Origin of the sequence: Paenibacillus sp. SAFN-054, from assembly GCF_051966755.1 — a bacterium.
Classification (GTDB): domain Bacteria; phylum Bacillota; class Bacilli; order Paenibacillales; family Paenibacillaceae; genus Paenibacillus_AQ.
The window spans coordinates 293,883-309,915 of sequence record NZ_JBQCKS010000004.1 but is presented as its reverse complement, the minus strand read 5'-3'; the positions used below and the strand labels follow the sequence as shown (position 1 = coordinate 309,915).

General features: G+C 54.7%; 13 protein-coding genes. 3 read left to right on the top strand and 10 right to left on the bottom strand.

Translation table 11 applies throughout. From position 1 onward, the window contains the following. Positions 1-55 precede the first annotated feature (55 nt). Positions 56-769 (top strand): DsbA family oxidoreductase, encoded by a 714-nt coding sequence (locus tag ACTHPM_RS20060; RefSeq protein ID WP_440397006.1) that lies wholly within the window; start codon positions 56-58, stop codon positions 767-769. 107 nt (positions 770-876) lie between these two features. Here the strand turns inward: ACTHPM_RS20060 and ACTHPM_RS20055 are convergent, their stop codons facing one another. Further along, entirely contained in the window at positions 877-1,938 is a 1,062-nt protein-coding gene (locus tag ACTHPM_RS20055) for a serine hydrolase domain-containing protein (protein WP_440397007.1), read from the bottom strand. 235 nt (positions 1,939-2,173) lie between these two features. On the opposite strand from ACTHPM_RS20055, the gene ACTHPM_RS20050 reads away from it, so the two are divergent. After that, positions 2,174-4,564, top strand: a complete 2,391-nt coding sequence (locus ACTHPM_RS20050) for an Ig-like domain-containing protein (RefSeq protein WP_440397008.1) — start codon at positions 2,174-2,176, stop codon at positions 4,562-4,564. An 86-nt stretch (positions 4,565-4,650) separates the two neighbouring features. On the opposite strand, the gene ACTHPM_RS20045 is transcribed toward ACTHPM_RS20050, so the two are convergent. The 9 genes from ACTHPM_RS20045 to ACTHPM_RS20005 all read right to left on the bottom strand — a co-directional run bounded on the left by ACTHPM_RS20045 (position 4,651) and on the right by ACTHPM_RS20005 (position 13,926). Next, a complete protein-coding gene (locus ACTHPM_RS20045) occupies positions 4,651-5,478 on the bottom strand; it encodes an undecaprenyl-diphosphate phosphatase (RefSeq protein WP_440397292.1) in 828 nt (275 codons plus the stop codon). Positions 5,479-5,507: 29 nt separating this feature from the next. Beyond that, positions 5,508-6,128: a DedA family protein gene (locus ACTHPM_RS20040; protein ID WP_440397009.1), complete on the bottom strand. Its 621-nt coding sequence runs from the start codon at positions 6,126-6,128 to the stop codon at positions 5,508-5,510. A gap of 38 nt (positions 6,129-6,166) precedes the next feature. Then, on the bottom strand, positions 6,167-8,116 hold the full coding sequence (locus ACTHPM_RS20035) for an FtsX-like permease family protein (protein WP_440397010.1): 1,950 nt from the start codon (positions 8,114-8,116) through the stop codon (positions 6,167-6,169). Next, entirely contained in the window at positions 8,091-8,861 is a 771-nt protein-coding gene (locus ACTHPM_RS20030) for an ABC transporter ATP-binding protein (RefSeq protein WP_440397011.1), read from the bottom strand. Before ACTHPM_RS20030 ends, ACTHPM_RS20035 begins: the two co-directional genes overlap by 26 nt. A gap of 91 nt (positions 8,862-8,952) precedes the next feature. After that, positions 8,953-9,942, bottom strand: coding sequence for a sensor histidine kinase (locus tag ACTHPM_RS20025; RefSeq protein ID WP_440397012.1), 990 nt, complete (start codon positions 9,940-9,942; stop codon positions 8,953-8,955). Beyond that, positions 9,939-10,640 (bottom strand): response regulator transcription factor, encoded by a 702-nt coding sequence (locus ACTHPM_RS20020; protein ID WP_440397013.1) that lies wholly within the window; start codon positions 10,638-10,640, stop codon positions 9,939-9,941. The genes ACTHPM_RS20025 and ACTHPM_RS20020 overlap by 4 nt, the downstream gene beginning before the upstream one ends. 373 nt (positions 10,641-11,013) lie before the next feature. Beyond that, positions 11,014-12,774 (bottom strand): hypothetical protein, encoded by a 1,761-nt coding sequence (locus ACTHPM_RS20015; RefSeq protein WP_440397014.1) that lies wholly within the window; start codon positions 12,772-12,774, stop codon positions 11,014-11,016. Positions 12,775-12,812: 38 nt separating this feature from the next. Beyond that, a complete protein-coding gene (locus ACTHPM_RS20010) occupies positions 12,813-13,748 on the bottom strand; it encodes a hypothetical protein (RefSeq protein ID WP_440397015.1) in 936 nt (311 codons plus the stop codon). Beyond that, on the bottom strand, positions 13,741-13,926 hold the full coding sequence (locus tag ACTHPM_RS20005) for a hypothetical protein (protein ID WP_440397016.1): 186 nt from the start codon (positions 13,924-13,926) through the stop codon (positions 13,741-13,743). Before ACTHPM_RS20005 ends, ACTHPM_RS20010 begins: the two co-directional genes overlap by 8 nt. A gap of 293 nt (positions 13,927-14,219) precedes the next feature. On the opposite strand from ACTHPM_RS20005, the gene ACTHPM_RS20000 reads away from it, so the two are divergent. Continuing rightward, entirely contained in the window at positions 14,220-15,998 is a 1,779-nt protein-coding gene (locus tag ACTHPM_RS20000; protein ID WP_440397017.1) for a vWA domain-containing protein, read from the top strand. The last annotated feature ends 35 nt before the right edge of the window (positions 15,999-16,033 follow it).

The following is a 16,033-nucleotide window of genomic DNA, read 5'->3' as shown; positions in this document are numbered from 1 at the left end:
TTTGAAATAGTATCAGTTTTAATATGCCAAACCGACTCTAGAGGAGGATATTCACATGAAAATTGAAGTATGGTCCGACTTTGCATGCCCATTCTGCTATATCGGTAAGCGCCGGTTTGAAGCGGCTCTGGAGCGCTTCGAGCACAAGAATGAAGTGGAAGTGGTATTCCGCAGCTTCGAACTGGCACCGGACGCGCCGCGCCACAACGACCAAAGCATGCACGCCATTTTGGCAGCCAAGTACGGTATGAGCCTGGAGCAGGCCAAAGCGACGAACGACAACATGGCCGTGCAGGCGAAGACCGTGGGGCTGACTTACCACATGGATACCATCAAGCCTACGAATACATTTGATGCCCACCGCTTAACGCATTGGGCTGGTGAATCCGGCAAGCGCTACGACATGACGGAGCGACTGTTCAAGGCTTACTTTACAGATTCCGAGCATCTTGGAGACCGTGCTGTGCTGGCACGCCTCGCCGGGGAAATCGGACTCGATGCGAAGGCCGCAGCCGACATGCTCGAGAGCAATGCTTATTCAGAGGATGTCCGCGAGGATGAAAGCCAGGCGTCCAAGCTGGGCATTTCAGGCGTTCCGTTCTTCGTGGTGAACCAGAAGTATGGCATTTCCGGCGCTCAGCCGGAGGACGTGTTCGTAGATGCGCTCGAGAACATTTGGAAGGAAGATCATCCGCTGACGATGGTCGGCGGATCGGATGATCTGGCCTGCCAGGACGGATCCTGCGCGCTGCCTGCGGATAAAGATTAATCGAAACGCCTATCAAAAAGAGACTGCACCACCAGGTTTGCTTTTTTAGCCTGGGGGTGGACAGTCTCTTTTTTTACCCTAATAGGGTATTTAATCTACCATGTGCGCTAATCGATGGTTTTGGTCATGGATCGGAGCAGCTCGAGACCGATCTCGTCGACATGCCTTTTCTGCGCCCGGAGCAGAGAGAAGGATTTTAGCGCATAGCTGCCGTTGTTCGAAAGAACGGTGACGGCCAAATTCTTCTCCCGGTGAAAGCCGATGAAGCTGCTTGATCCGTACGTGCCGCCGTTATGCCAGTGCATGCGGTCATGGTAGACGCCGGAGCGTATCATCCACCCGAGGCTGGACTCTTCATTGCGGCGGAGCCGGAGTCTTGGTCTTTGGGCCTCCTTCATAGCAGCCATGATGGACGCGGATCTTGATCCGGCGCCCGCATTCGCTTGGGCGAACTGTAGCAGGTCCCGTGCGGTGGTGAGCAGCCCTCCCGCGCCTTCCAGCACGCCGACGTTCCAGTGAGGAACTTCTTTGCCGTTCGCGGTGTAGACGGGCAGAAGCCTTGGCTGCTGAGCAGCGCTGAGCGTAAATCCGGTGTCTTCCATAAAGAGAGGCCGGCAAATTTCGTCTTTTACCAGTTCCTCCAGCGGACGGCCGGTACAGCGCGCCAGAATATACCCGAGCAGCCCTGCGCCAAAATTGGAATACTCGAAGCGTCCCGCAGAGGCGGGCCGGCATTTAAGCACATCCTTCAGCAGATGCTCTTCCGTATAATTTTCATAAGGATTGAGCTTGTCCGTCATGACGGATTTCAGTCCCGCGGGAAGGCGGGGAAGACCCGATGTGTGTGCGCCAAGCTGTTCAAGAGTAATCGCGCTGATTTTACGGTTTTTAACGCATTCAGGTATGTATTTGCCGATGGTGTCTGTCCGCTTCAGCTGGCCCTGCTGCTCCAGGATGCACAGCAGCGTCGTCATAAAGACCTTTGTGATTGAAGCCGCTTCATAAATGGCTGATGAATAATCAAACCCCTGCGGCTGGCCATGCCCTAAGTAATAATGGTTTCCGTTTTCCAGAATGCCGATGGTAACGCTGATCGGAGACTGTTTGTCAAAACGCTCCCGCATTAATGCCTCGGCTCTGCTTGTAATCGGATGGTCGGTTGTGATCATGGGTAGGCACCTCCATATATATAATAGACGTGCAATCGAAAGGATAGTTGTTCTCAGGTGGAACTTACCAACCAATGTATTACCCAGCAGACGCCTGTTTGAAGCAATCGACAAAATGAGTCATTTTGCCGAAAATATCCCGAAAAACACACAAAAAATCTAACATTCTGCCCCCGCTTGACCGATATGTGAGGTATGATGTGTTTATCAAAACAGGAATTGGAGGGAATTTACATTGCATAAGAAGCTTCAAAAGATGCTTGTCATGTCACTGGTTATGGTGCTGTGCATGGCATATTCCGGCGTCACTTGGGCGGCTACGACGTCCGAGCTGACCAAACTGGTTCTTTCGAAATCCCAGGTCACCCTGGAGATTGGCGATACGGCATCTGTGACGGCGACGGGCGTGTACAAAGACAACTCAACCGAAAATTTGACCATAAAAGCGAGCTGGAGCAGCAAAAACAATGCGGTAGCGACCGTTTATAACGGTACGATCACTGCGGTGAGCGAGGGGAATTCAACCATTTCCGTCGTTTATGGAAGTGAAACCGAGTCCGTTCAGGTAAACGTGACCAAAAAGGTCAAGGCGCTCACGGTGACAGACCCGGAGAAGAAGCTTGATCTAAAGCTCGGCGACAGTCCGACCATCCATCTGACCGCGACCTACGCGGATAACACGACAGACACGGATGCTTCGAGCAAGGCGGACTGGACCGTGGACAACAGCAGCGTCGTCTCAGTCGTGAATGGCCAGGTGAAGCCGATCAGCTCCGGCACGGCCACCATTACGGCGACCTACGGCAAACAGACGGTATCCATTCCGGTCAGCGTGGAGCTGGTGAAGCGTCTGGACCCGAGCGAGACGCAGGTGTCCATGCTGGCAAGCGAAAAGAAAACCGTGCAAATCACCCTGAAGGCAACCTACCCTGACGGGGAGGTCAAGAAGGACGTAGCAACCCAAGCGAAATGGTCCACAAGCGATCCGAATGTCGCCGATGTCATCAAAGGCGAGATTACCGCTTATGGCCCGGGATCGGCGACGATTACCGCGGAATACGGTACCAAGACGGCCACTATTCAGGTAGACGTGGACAAGACGATTCGACTGCAGGCAAGCCAGCAAAATATTTTTATGCACAGCAACGATACGTTGAAGGACCCCGTGAAGCTGGAGGCGGTGTATCCGGACAAAGACCCGGTGGACATCACCAAAGAAGCCGTTTGGACTTCCAGCAACGAGAAGGTTGCATTCGTGAAGCAGGGCGTGATCACGGCGAACGCGCCGGGCGCAGCGGTCATTACGGCCAAGTACGGCGACAAGAGCGTCACGATTAATGTGGACGTGGATATTCCGCGCAACCTCGATATGCTGGAGAAGGTAGCTCTCAGCCTGACCGGCACCAAAACAAAGCAGCTTGAGCTGACCGCAACCTACGCAAACGGTCAATCCGAGCAGGTACAAAGCAAGGCGGAATGGAAATCAAGCAAGGAAGATATCGTGTATGTCGCGAACGGCATGCTGACAGCCTATAAAAAAGGCGAAGCTGATATCAGCGCCACGTATGGCGGCGTAACCGTAACAACCCATGTTGCGGTGGACATGCCCCTCAAAACCGAGCTTTCCACCAAGAAGCTGTCCCTGAAAGTGGGCGGCGTGTACGAAGCGGGAATCATTCTGGATTACGGCACGGACAAGGCATCGGAAAAGGTAACCGATAAAGCCGAATGGAGCTCGAACAAAGAGGACATTGCCAAGGTTGACGAAAAAGGCGTGATCACGGGCGTGAGCTCGGGCACGGCAACGATTACAGGTAAGTATGACGGCAAATCCTATACGATGACGGTAGAGGTGGGTCTGGTCAGCGAACTGACTTCCCCGCAAAGCCTCATCATCATGTCGACCGGCGACAAGAAGACCATCGACTTGTCTGCGGTGAACGATCCTGAAGCCGCGGAAGGACTGAACCAAAGAGCTACCTGGAAGTCCAGTAATGCTTCGGTAGTAAGCGTCAACGGCGAGGGCGTCGTGACCGGCATGAAGAGCGGCAAGGCGAACATTACTGCCGAGTACGGCGGCAAGAAAGTAACTGTTGCGGTTGAAGTGGATGTCATTTCGAAGATCGAGACAGACGTGGATTTCGTATCCCTGAAGACGGCCGGCAAAGCCAAGGAAAAAACTGCGGAAGTGACGGTGACCGTAACGTTTAGCGACGGTTCGACCAAGGACGTCAGCGACAAAGCGGAATGGAGCACCTCCAATTACAAGGTTGCATCCGTGAACAAAGGCAAGGTTACGGCCGTAGCCAGCGGCAAAACAACGGTGGCGGCAAAATACGGCAACAAAACCGTACGCATTCCCGTGGAAGTCGACATTCTGAAATACCTGCAAACCAATGAAGTCAGCCTGAACATGAGCGTTGGGCAAACGATCAACCTCGTAGCCACCGCCACGTACAATGACGGAAGCGAGTCGAACGTATCCAAGCCGGCGCTGTGGAAGTCTTCCCGCATTCTGACCGCCACCGTGAAGGACGGCGTGGTGAAGGCGACAGGCAAAGGCAAAGCGACGATCACCGTTACGTTCGGGGGCAAGTCGACCCGAGTGATGGTGACGGTGAAATAAAGCATTTGAACAGCATGAAGGAATAAGAAGAGGGTGCCCCCCAGTCATCATAGATGACCGGGGGGCACCCTTTTGAAACAGAACGGTTACCAGATCATAAGAAAAATAATAGCGGCCAGCACAATCCGGTACACGGCGAACGGTATCAGCTTGATGCGGTTGATGAGCTTCAGGAAGAAACGGATGGCGATCAGCGCCACGATAAACGAGCTGATAAAGCCTGCCAAGAAAAACGGCATCATATCCATCGTAAAATACTCCCAGTTCTTCAGCAGCGACAATCCGCTGGCACCGAGCATGATCGGCACGGCCATAATAAACGTAAAGTCGGAAGCAGCCCGGTAGCTCATGCCCATCAGAACCCCGCCGGAGATGGTGGAGCCGGAGCGGGAGAATCCCGGCCACAGGGACAGGCACTGGACCAGGCCGACGCCAAAGGCCTGCCCGTATGTAATCTGGTCCACCGTTTCGGCTTTCGGACGCTTCGGCCGCCATACGTCGGCTGCGATCATCAGGAGCGCCCCGATGACCAGCCCGATCAGCACCGTCCGCGTTGAAAACAGATGCTCGTCAATATAATCATCAAACAGCAGGCCGAGCACGCCGGCCGGAATCAGGCCGACGATGACCTGGGTCAGCTTCAGGCGTCCCTGCGCCCGGCCACCCGAGGCTTCCGGCTTCCTTCTCCGCAAGCCTAGCAGGTCGAGAAACCGGCTCCAGAACACGACGACCACCGCCAGGATCGAGCCCAGCTGAATGACGACTTTAAAGGTATTGGCTACGGGAGAAGCCAGAAACTCCCCAGTCTTCAGCCACATATCGTCCACGATAATCATATGCCCGGTCGATGATACCGGGGCGAACTCCGTCAATCCTTCGACGATCCCGAGGATCACCGCTTTAATCATTTCCATCCAATCCAACGTTTCACAACTCCTTCAGCTTACCTTTCAACCCGCATTCCCCGCGCGCGGCGGAGGTACAGGAACAGCACACATACAATAACCAGGCCGATCACGGCGTAGGCGGTATGCGAATACACGTCCATATAGTGCAGAATGCTCTCCCAGGAATCTCCCAGGGCAGCCCCCAAGTACACGAGCACCGTGTTCCAGATCAGCGTCCCGACGGTGGTAAAGAGCAGAAACAGACCGAACTTCATCCGGGCCATCCCGGCCGGAATCGAGATCAGGGACCGCACGAGCGGAATCATCCGGCAGAAGAACACCGTAAAGTAGCCGTAACGGCTGAACCACTTCTCAGACTTGGCGATATCGGAGGATTTGACCCGCAGGATGCGTCCCCATTTGGCCACGATCCGCTCCAGGCGGTTCACATCCAGCAGCAGGCCGATGCCGTACAGAATGACGGCTCCGATCACGGAGCCGACTGTAGCCGCCACGATGACGCCCGGAATGGTCAGATGCGATTTCGTTGTCATAAAGCCCCCGAACGTAAGGATCAGCTCCGACGGAATCGGGGGAAATATATTTTCAAGGGCAATAATGAGCGCAATACCGACATAACCGAACTGTTCCACGACGCTGGTAATCCACTGCTCCATGGAATTCCCTCCCATACGGTTTATAGTGAAGCCCTGCGTTAGATCAGGGTCTTTCTTACGTTCCGCAAATAGTTGTAACGGATAAAGAAAAAGTACGCCACCTGGGCCGTAACGAAGCACGCCAGCACCGCCCCCATTTCCCAAGCGATGGAAAGATAATAGAAGCTTTGCAGCGCCATAAAAGCGAAAATACTGTGCAGAGCAGCTAGTAATATCGGCACGAAAAAGAGCATCGCAAGCTGTCCTGTCACGATCCGGTTCAACTCCCGGTCCGTCAGTCCCATCTTGGCCATCGTGTCGTATTGGCGCCGGTCGTAGTCCAGGTCCGCATAGAGGCGGAAATACAGGAAGCTGCCCGCCGCGATAAAAAACACCGTCCCCACCAGCAGCGCTGCAAACAGCATCGCCCGGTAAGACGTCATTTGCGTCACATACAGCGTGCCGCTCACCGTCATCGCGTACGGCTGTCCGGCGTCATACCGGACTTCGCCGCGCGGCGCGAGCCGCTCTCCGAGGCCCAGCGTACGCTCGAAATCGTCCACGTAGAATCCGGTATACCGGTCCACTGTCACGGGAGACGTCAGACGGTCAAACAGGCGGTCGCTGACCACGAGGCCGCTGAAGTCGCCCTCCCGCTTCCATTTCATTTCCCGCAGGACATGCTCAGGCACGGGTACCCGCGACGTGTACCCGATCTCCCGGATTTGCAGCCTCTCTTCCGCCAGCGTATAGACCTCCATCTCCCGGATCCGGGTGTAGGTACGGTCGCGCTCGGAACTGATCATCACCAAGGAGTCAATGCCTTCCAGCGGCTTCTCCAGGTCGCTGTCCCCGGCGGCTTCCACCGCCTGCTTGTAGCTGGAATAAGAGATGACCGGAAGCAGCGCGCTGTCCCCTTCGCCGGCTGGCAGGCCGACCTGGATGTTTTTGACCGGAAAGCTGACGATTGCCGGACTTTGCCCCTTCGCACGAAGTTCGTCCTCAAGCTGCCGCACGTGCTGCGCTTCCAGAGGATTTCCGCCCTTGGACAGATAGCTGACCGCCGCCGGGTAGTCCTCCCGGAACTGGCCGGAGAGCGTATTAATGGAAGTAAACACCCCGACAGCACAGAACGAAACCGTCGAAATGATCGTCACCATGAACAGCATGTTCGCGTTGTCTTTGAGCCGGTACGCCAGATTGGATACCGTCACGATATTCGTCTTTTTCCAGAAAAAGAGCCTCCGCTTCTGCAGCAGCCGGACGACCCATACGCCAAGCTGGGTGTACAGGAAATACGTGCCGGCGATGGTCATAATGACGACCGGAAGCATGCGGATGTAGATCGTATTCACCGTGGTCGTCGCGGCCAGCGCATAGGATGCAAGCAGCAGCACGGCCGCCAGCAGCGACTGGATGCCCGACGTCCGCGGCGGCGTCTTCGGCCTTTGCCCGGACTGAAACAGCTCGATGAGCGTCCGGTTCCAGAGCATGACGGAGGTGCAGACCGAAATCAGCAGAAACAGCAGCACGAATGCGCCCGCCGTCAGCGCCAACGCCTGCCAGGGCAGGTAAAACGGAATCGGCGCCATTCCGAAGGAACGGGAGCCGATCATCAGAAAGAGCTTGCCTGTGATGAGGCCGGCGGCCATACCGGTCAGGATGGCCCCGAGGCCGATCAGCATGTTCTCCATCAGGACCATCCGGTTCAGCTGTCCCTTGGTCATGCCGTGCATCAGTAGAATCCCGATCTCGCGCTTGCGTGAGGTCAGAAAGGAGCCTACCGAATACAGCACAAAGAAAAAGGAGAACAGATACATGATGCATTCGGCGGTGATCATCGTCTGCATCACGATCGGGTAAATCAGCTGCCCGCGGATATAGGGGCTGAACAGGAACAGGGCGCAGATGAAGAAGATCATGACCGAGAAGGCGCTGCTGAGAAAATAAGCCGCATAGGTCCGTTTGCTGCGGGCGACGTTTCTATAAACGAACTGTAGAAAGGACACGGTTGTCTCCCCCCAGCAGCGACAGCATGTCGATGATTTTCTGGAAAAACGCCTGCCGGCTGCTGCCCTGATAGATTTCGTTATAGAATTTGCCATCCTTGATAAAAATGACCCGGTGGCAGAAGCTCGCCGCGACCGGATCATGGGTCACCATCAGCACCGTCGCTTGCTCCTGCCGGTTCATCTGATCCAGCGTCTCCATGACGTCCTTGGACGCCTTGGAGTCGAGATTGCCCGTCGGCTCATCCGCCAGAATCAGCGAAGGCCGGTGGATCAGCGCCCGTGCGATGGCCGTCCGCTGCATCTGTCCCCCCGAAATCTCGTAGGTGCGCTTGTCCAGAATCCCGCGAATGCCGAGCTTCTCCGCCACTTCCTCCAGCCTGCGCTCCATCTCCCGTACGGGCATCCCGTCCAGCGAAAGGGACAGCACAATGTTCTCCCCGACGGTCAACATATCGAGCAAATTGAAGTGCTGGAACACGAAGCCCAGCTCGCGTCTGCGGAACAGCGCGGTCTGTTTGCGGCTCAACTGATGCGGGTTGGTCCCGTTAATCCAGACTTCACCGGCCGTCGGCTCGTCGATGGTCGCGATCACGTTAAGCAGCGTGGTCTTGCCACTTCCCGAGGGGCCCATCACGCCCACGAATTCCCCGGCGGACACCGCCAACTGGATATGGTCGAGCGCCTGCAGCGGTACGCGTCCTTCATAGATTTTCGACAAATGCTTCACTTCCAGAATCGTCACGTGCTTCAGGCTCCTCCGCTTTGATTTCCTGTCATAGGTTTATTATAGGCAGTGTCTGCTTCAGCTTGCCATCGCGCAACATTACACTAGCTTACACATTTGTAAGCTTGAACCTGATCCGGACGGTCGTTCCCCGTCCCTCTTCCGATTCGATCTCGACGCCGTGTCCCATGCGACTGCAAATCTGCTGGACCAGGTACAGCCCCATCCCGGTCGATTCCTGGTACAACCGGCCGTTCTCGCCGGTAAAATACGGGTCGAACACGCGCGGCAGATCACCCTGCGGAATGCCGATGCCCTCGTCCTGGATGTCCAGGACCGCCTCGCTGCCGCTCGGGTATCCGCGGAACCGGATTTGCCGGTGCTCCTCTCCTGCGGAATACCGGACTGCGTTCGTGACCAGCTGGGTCATGACAAAGGACAGCCACTTCTCGTCTGAAGCGATCCGAAGGGGCCGTTCGAACTCGATGACAGGAAAAATGCGACTCCGTATAAACAGCCGGCGCTGGGAGGACGTCACCGAACGCACCACCCGCTCCAGATCCAGCTCTTCGACATAAAAGTCTTTTTCGAACGTGTCGAGCCGGGCGGTGTACAGCACCATGTCCAGCCCCTTCCGGAGCCGGTCGAGCTCATCACCGATCGCGGTGAACTCTTGCTTGTCCTGATGCTGGATGATCAGATGGATGACTGACACAGGCGTCTTCATCTGATGCACCCACTGGTTGATGAATTCAATATGGGAATCGAGTTTGTGCTTATACTGCTGCAGCTCGGTTTGATAGCGGCGGTACTGCCCCTTGATCAGACGGTGCAGGCTCAGGGACAAGGGGGTCTGTTGCTTGTTGTTCAGCAGCTCTTCCGTCGTCGGGGACGGCGCGGACAGCCGCACATAGAAGGTCCGGTTGCGCCAGTATCGGATCAAGAGGTACCCGGCGAGCAGGAAGCTGCTGAGCAGCGCCGCATATAGGCTGACCTCGGCGTTCCGGTACCCGTCGAGCCGGTACACCAGCGTGATGAGAAATAATTGCAGAATATAAAGGGCGATAAGCGGGGCCTGGTCTCTCAGATACAGCTTCATGCTTCACCCTCCCAGTTTGGAAGCAGCCGGTAACCTTGGCCCCTGACGGTCTGGACAGCATCCTGCACGCCGAGCCCCGACAGTTTTTTGCGGACGCGGGTGACGTAGACGTTCAGAGTGTTGTCATCCACGAACGACTGGTCGTCCCAGATCCGGTCCAGCAGCCGGTCGCGGCTGACGACCTGCTCCGGGCGGGTCAGCAGTTCCTCCAATATTTTGGCTTCGGTAGGGCTGAGCTCCACCTTTTGCCCGTTCAAGGTCAGAGAGAGCCGGTCCACGTCCAGCGTAAGCCCTGAGACGGTGACGGACCGCGTCTGCTGGGATGCGGCATACGAACCGTACGCCCGCCGAAGCTGGCTGCTGATTTTGGCCACGGCGATTTCATAATCGAACGGCTTGGTCAAATAATCGTCCGCCCCGTTTTCCAGCGCCATGACCTGGTCCATCTTGCCCTCCCGGGCCGATATGAAAATAATCGGGCATGTCGACAGGCCGCGAATTTGCCGACACCAATAGTATCCGTCGTATTTCGGCAAATTGATGTCGAGCAGCACCAGGTGAGGATCGTAGCTCCTGAAGTCGCTCAGAACCGATGCGAAATCCGTCACAGAACGCGTGTCATATTCGAATTTATGCAAATGCTCCTCCAGCAGGCTGACAAGCTTCTTGTCATCTTCGACAATGAAAATTTTAAACATGGCGTAAAATCTCCTTTGGAAAAGGTAAGGTATCTTCTCAATTATTTGGTATTGTATCATGTACGGCTTTCCGGGCCGAATTCAAGGCTGGAATTCCATAAAAAAGGTGCCCCAAAAGTCATTATAGATGACTGAGGGGCACCTCTTTTTCGGGGAGTATTGATTTAACATAGCACAGTAGCGGTGGGCGAAATCGATCTGAAAAAGCGTAGTGGTCGCCTAAAACTTTCCGGAGGAAAATTGCTTCGGAAGTTAACGCCTTTGTCTCCGAATTTATACCTTTATGAAAGGATAGAATCAAGAAATTTGGGGGCGGGCAGCGATCGTAAGAACGATCCGTCACCGAAGCGGGCTTTCATGCTCGAAAGGGGGCTCACTCCATATTCTCCACATCGAACACCGGCAAGCTGACCAGCTCGCCCAATTGATCCCCGTTCGGATACACGTCCTCAAACTGGCTGAACAGGCCGGTCACGGTCACGCTCATGCCGTCGTAGAACGTATAGCTTCCGTGCAGCTTGACGTAAGAGTCGCCCATTTGTGCCAGAGCATCGCCTTCGCCGCCATAAATGACATAGCAGGTAAAGCGGACCTTTTCGTTCGAGTGTCCGAGCAGGTCGGTGACGTCAATGTCGATATAGTCCTTTTGATATCCCGTGAACTGGTAGCTGTCGCCCTGGCGCATATATATGGCTTTTTGGGTGCTGTCGCCCTCTGCGCCACTTGGATTCGCAACGAACAGAGATTTGTCGGCCTGAACTTCATAGCCGTCCGCTTCGAATAGGAACAGCTGGGTCATATCGCTCTCATGGACCTCATAAGCTGCATAAAGCGCTTGTCTTTCGGCTGATTCCCCTTCCACGAGAATGACTGGTGCCGTGCTCGTGCTGAGCGATTTCTCGATGGAAATCTGCCGGATGTTCACGTTCGCCGGGAAATCATGCGTGCTCAGCAGCTGCACCGATTCATCCTCGTTCATTCTTGCAAAATAAACCGCGTTGCCTTCATCCGAGCCGATGGCATAAGCGCTGCCGCCGAAACGGTTGCCGCCGCCGCTGACGTGGCTGTAATTTTTTGTGAGGTCGGTTTGCTGCAAAAGTCTCAGCGGATCATGCACCGTCCAGGCCAGCTTGGCCTTTTTCACTTCTTCAGTGGTGTCCTGGTAAGCGGCGAGCGCCTCATAGATGGCGATGGCTCCTTCATAGTCGTTGTTTTTTACTTTTCGCTGCGCCGAGGCGATCCATTTGCGGATCTGACGGTCGATCCCGCTCAGCAGGGCGGATTTGACTCCTGCGCTCTTCGCGTATGCTGCATAGGCTTTGGCATGAAGAGCATAGTTGGCGGGCTGGTCCCCGTCCACATCCTTTTTCAGAATGATATCTGCCAGTTCTTCCGTCTTGTTCTTCACCCATGGAGCCTTCAGCTTGCGGCCATCGTACTGACCCAGGAGCGATTCTGACAAGCTGAGCATATCGGTGAACTTGCCCCCTCCGGCCAGCTTGGCCAGCAGCTTCTCGTCGAAGTCCTTGAACTTCGCGTTCAATTGTTTGGTTTTCTCGTCTGTACCGCCGTAAAATGCGTCCGGAATAGCCAGCAGATTCCACTTGGGCGCGGCTTCGTCGGTTTGTGCCTGGGCTAACCGGTCCTCCAGCTGATTGTAGAACTGGGCCTTGAACTGCTGAAAGTAGCGCGTGATATCGTCGGATAGCCCGAAGCTTGCCGAGATTTCCGGGTAGTAAACGGCGAACCGGTCCCCCGTGCCCATGTATTGGTTCTTCGTGCTCTGCAGCTCGCCATATACCTGAAGGAAGCCGGTAAAGTCCTGCCCGGAGCCCGTGCGCTCCGCGCGCTGGTCCAACTGGCCCAGCGTCTGCTTCATCATGGTGATCGGCGCGAGCTCGCGCAGGCGTTCCGCAATCTGTTTCTCCTTATAATGAATGGACGTATTGCCCGCCGCCTTTTGGTACCATTCCTCCGCTCGGAGGAGATCCTTTTGATCGTAGTAACGTCCGGCCTCGTCGACCCAGGCCATCTTGCGGTTGATGTCGACTCCCTTGAGAACGATCAGGACCAGAATGGCGATACACAATAAAATCAGAAGATTACGCAGGGTTAGCGTACGTTTTATCGTCATATATTTATGGCCTCTTTAATAGAATTTGGACACATGGCTTAATCCCATTTCTGAAACTCGGGATCCCAACGAAACTTTTCGTTGTATATGGCTGAGACTTCATCGCGCAGCCCGTTCCAGGTCTGGTTCGGATGGCGCCGCACCAGCTGGTATAACCGCAGGTAACGTTCCCTTGGCATCTGCCTCGCATAGCGGAGAAGGAATTCGGGATAGGCATCCACGTATTTCTTCATCCGTACGGCGGCCCCGGCCACCGATGCCATGATGCCGGCGCCGTCCTTCATGCGGAGAATTTCCCGCTCATACCTTAGCACGTATCGGATAGCGCTGCCTTTGATCAGCTCGCGTTTGATTTTGGCCAGTTCACCGATATATTCCGCCAGGGCAGGCTCGAAGTCTTCGAGCATTAACGGCTCGAGCTCAAGCTCCATGTCCTTGCGCAGCACGAACGTCTGAAGCAGCATGATCTGCTGCAGGCGGATGCGGTCATTATGCACGATCGTGGCGATTTCCCGCAAAATTTCGTATCCGAGCTGTTCATCGTCCTTGATCGCAGCGGATGCCGTGGTGAGATTCAGGTAAATGCCTTCGATGATGCGGCGCTCGCTGTTTCGGAGCAGCTTGTCGAGATGCCTTCTCGTCTGGGTGTCCAGCATCTTGCGCTGAATCCACCAGAGCAGGACGGTCAGTGCGATCCCGCCCAACAGGCAGAGCACAATTTGCAGAAAGGTTTGGCTGAACAGAACGGCTGCCAAGGTTATCAGCAGAGCGGTGAGGCGCTCGTTCTGCATGGAGCGTTTGGCGTTGATGCGAGCCTGATCCATGACGGGGATGAGCGCATGTTTGCCACAGTTTGCGCATTTATCCTCCCATAGAACGGTAAAAGAGCGGCAATGTTTGCAAACTCTTAACTTTTCATAGGCATATCTTGTCTTATAATAGGGGCGCAGACGCACCGGCTTTTTCTTATTCATGGGCGTGATCCCCCCGCGGGTTGGAAATGGTCAGGAGGGTATCGTCGAGGTCATAGGACGTCGGGGCATTCTTTTGCCGATGAAAGTAGAGGGCAATGTTGATGACTATAAATAGAAACAAAATGCCGAGGCATCCGTATGCAATCATATCCGTAATTCCTTTCCTGAGGTTGTTCATGAATGAAACTGAATTTGGGCCTTATTTCCTATGAGGTCAGGAAGGGCCGTCAACATTGAACTTTGCTGGCTTTAATTATATCATAATATAAAAGTATTGGGAGTTTTTAGTCGGCCTGCAAGCGTGTTGCGGACATCTGAAATATGGAGAATGGCGGTTTCCCTTTATTTAGTTTAATTTTTATAGATGGATTTTATCGTTTCTTAAGATTTTCTTAAGACTTTTTTCCTAGACTGTTATGAAAGCTAATGAAAAATCAGTTCAATTCAATAGAGAGGGAGTTTCGAAAGCTTATGCTTCATAAAAATAAAATAGCACTCTGTCTTTTGCTCGTCGTCCTTCTCGTTTGGCCTTTTGGCGGCCTGGGAGCTTCGGCTGCGGCGGCGCAGCAGTCCTCCCATATCGATGCCGTGCTGGTCATGGACGCAAGCAACTCCATGAAAGCCAGCGATCCGAATCAAATCAGCGGCGAAGCGATGAAAATGTTCATCGACATGCTGTCGACGCAAGGAGACAAGGTTGGCATCGTTTCTTACACGGACAAAATCCAGCGTGAGAAGGCGCTGCTGGAAATCCAGTCCGATGCGGACAAAACTGACCTGAAGCAGTTTATTGACCAGCTTGACCGAGGCGCGTATACGGACATATCCGTCGGCGTAAAGGAAGCGGTGAAGGTGCTGAAGCAGGGCGCCGAACAAGGGCATGAGCCCATGATCGTCGTGCTTGCGGACGGCAACAACGCGCTGGATCCGAAGTCGGGCCGTACGCAGTCCGAGTCTGATCAGGAGCTCAGCCAGTCGGTTCAGGAGGCCAAAGCCGCCGGCATTCCGATTTACACAATCGGCCTGAATTATGACGGCAAGCTGAATAAGAACGCGCTGGCGCAATTGTCGGACCAGACCGCCGGCAAGTCCTTTTCGACGAGCTCGGCCGATGATCTGCCGCAAATTCTGAGCGAAATCTTCGCCAGCCATCAGAAGCTGAAAATCGTGCCGGTGACGGCCATTACGGCAAACGGCAGCTATCAGGAAGTGACCGTTAACGTACCGAACGCGAACGTGCTGGAGGCCAACATCTCGTTGATGTCGGGCAAGCCTGTGGACGTAAAATTAATCGACCCTTCAGGCCAAAGCCAGCCGATTCCGTCAGCGAACGTGCTGCGCTCCAAGTCGAAAACCTACTCGCTGATCAAGCTGCTGAAGCCGGAGCAAGGTGACTGGAAGCTGCAGGTTAAGGGCGTTCCGAAGGATAAAATCGATATCAACCTGATTTTTAACTACGACCTCGAGCTGGACATGGCTCCGCTCAAGTCGACGACCGTCAAGAAGGGTGATACCGTCGACATCAACGCCTATCTCGTCAGCAACGGCCAGAAGCTGCAGAGCAGCGGGCTTTACAATAACATGAACGCGACGTTGATCGTCAAGGATCTCGATTCAGGCGACACCAAAGAAGTGAAGCTTACCAATAAAGGGGACCATTTCGAAGGCTCCTATACCGTGGAAGCGAAGCACCAGTACGAGCTGAAGGCCCGTGCCGAGGAGAAAAGCTTTTACCGGGAAACGAAGCCGGTAACCATCAGTGCAAAGGGGGCAGGGGCAGGCAGCGCTCAGACGCCGGAAGCCGGGAAGGAAGATAAGAAACCTTTTCCAATATGGCCCGTAGTGATTGGTGTTGTTGCCCTGGCCGCATTGGCCGCGGCTGCCTACTTTATTCTGGGGGCGGTCCGGAAGGCGAACAAGGGCTTCGTCGGCCAAATGGTCGTCGAAATCCGCGATGAGAATACCGGGGAGAAGACATACCCGCAGTACAAAAAGCTGACGGCCTTCAAAGGCAAGTTCAACCTGCATCAGCTGCTTCAACTGGCGCCGGAGCTTAAAGAAACGGATAAAGTCATATTTACGCCAGGCAAAAACGACCGCCTGATGCTGAAGAACGGATCGGCCTGCACGATCGAAAAATCGGGCCGGGCCGTGGACGCTGCCCGCGGAGCCGAGCTGAAGAGCGGTGACCGTCTCAGCGTGTCGCTGCCGCAGGTGGATAAGACGATATTGATTGAGTATTTGGTGTAAAGGGTCACGCACATTGTATTTTACCTAGGGAAGCA

Excerpts from the sequence above, each read along its gene's own strand:
- ACTHPM_RS20000 (WP_440397017.1), top strand. The coding sequence starts at position 14,220 with ATGCTTCATAAAAATAAAATAGCACTCTGTCTTTTGCTCGTCGTCCTT.
- ACTHPM_RS20025 (WP_440397012.1), bottom strand. The coding sequence starts at position 9,942 with ATGAAGCTGTATCTGAGAGACCAGGCCCCGCTTATCGCCCTTTATATT.
- ACTHPM_RS20045 (WP_440397292.1), bottom strand. The coding sequence starts at position 5,478 with ATGGAAATGATTAAAGCGGTGATCCTCGGGATCGTCGAAGGATTGACG.
- ACTHPM_RS20040 (WP_440397009.1), bottom strand. The coding sequence starts at position 6,128 with ATGGAGCAGTGGATTACCAGCGTCGTGGAACAGTTCGGTTATGTCGGT.
- ACTHPM_RS20020 (WP_440397013.1), bottom strand. The coding sequence starts at position 10,640 with ATGTTTAAAATTTTCATTGTCGAAGATGACAAGAAGCTTGTCAGCCTG.
- ACTHPM_RS20010 (WP_440397015.1), bottom strand. The coding sequence starts at position 13,748 with ATGAATAAGAAAAAGCCGGTGCGTCTGCGCCCCTATTATAAGACAAGA.
- ACTHPM_RS20015 (WP_440397014.1), bottom strand. The coding sequence starts at position 12,774 with ATGACGATAAAACGTACGCTAACCCTGCGTAATCTTCTGATTTTATTG.
- ACTHPM_RS20060 (WP_440397006.1), top strand. The coding sequence starts at position 56 with ATGAAAATTGAAGTATGGTCCGACTTTGCATGCCCATTCTGCTATATC.
- ACTHPM_RS20055 (WP_440397007.1), bottom strand. The coding sequence starts at position 1,938 with ATGATCACAACCGACCATCCGATTACAAGCAGAGCCGAGGCATTAATG.
- ACTHPM_RS20005 (WP_440397016.1), bottom strand. The coding sequence starts at position 13,926 with ATGAACAACCTCAGGAAAGGAATTACGGATATGATTGCATACGGATGC.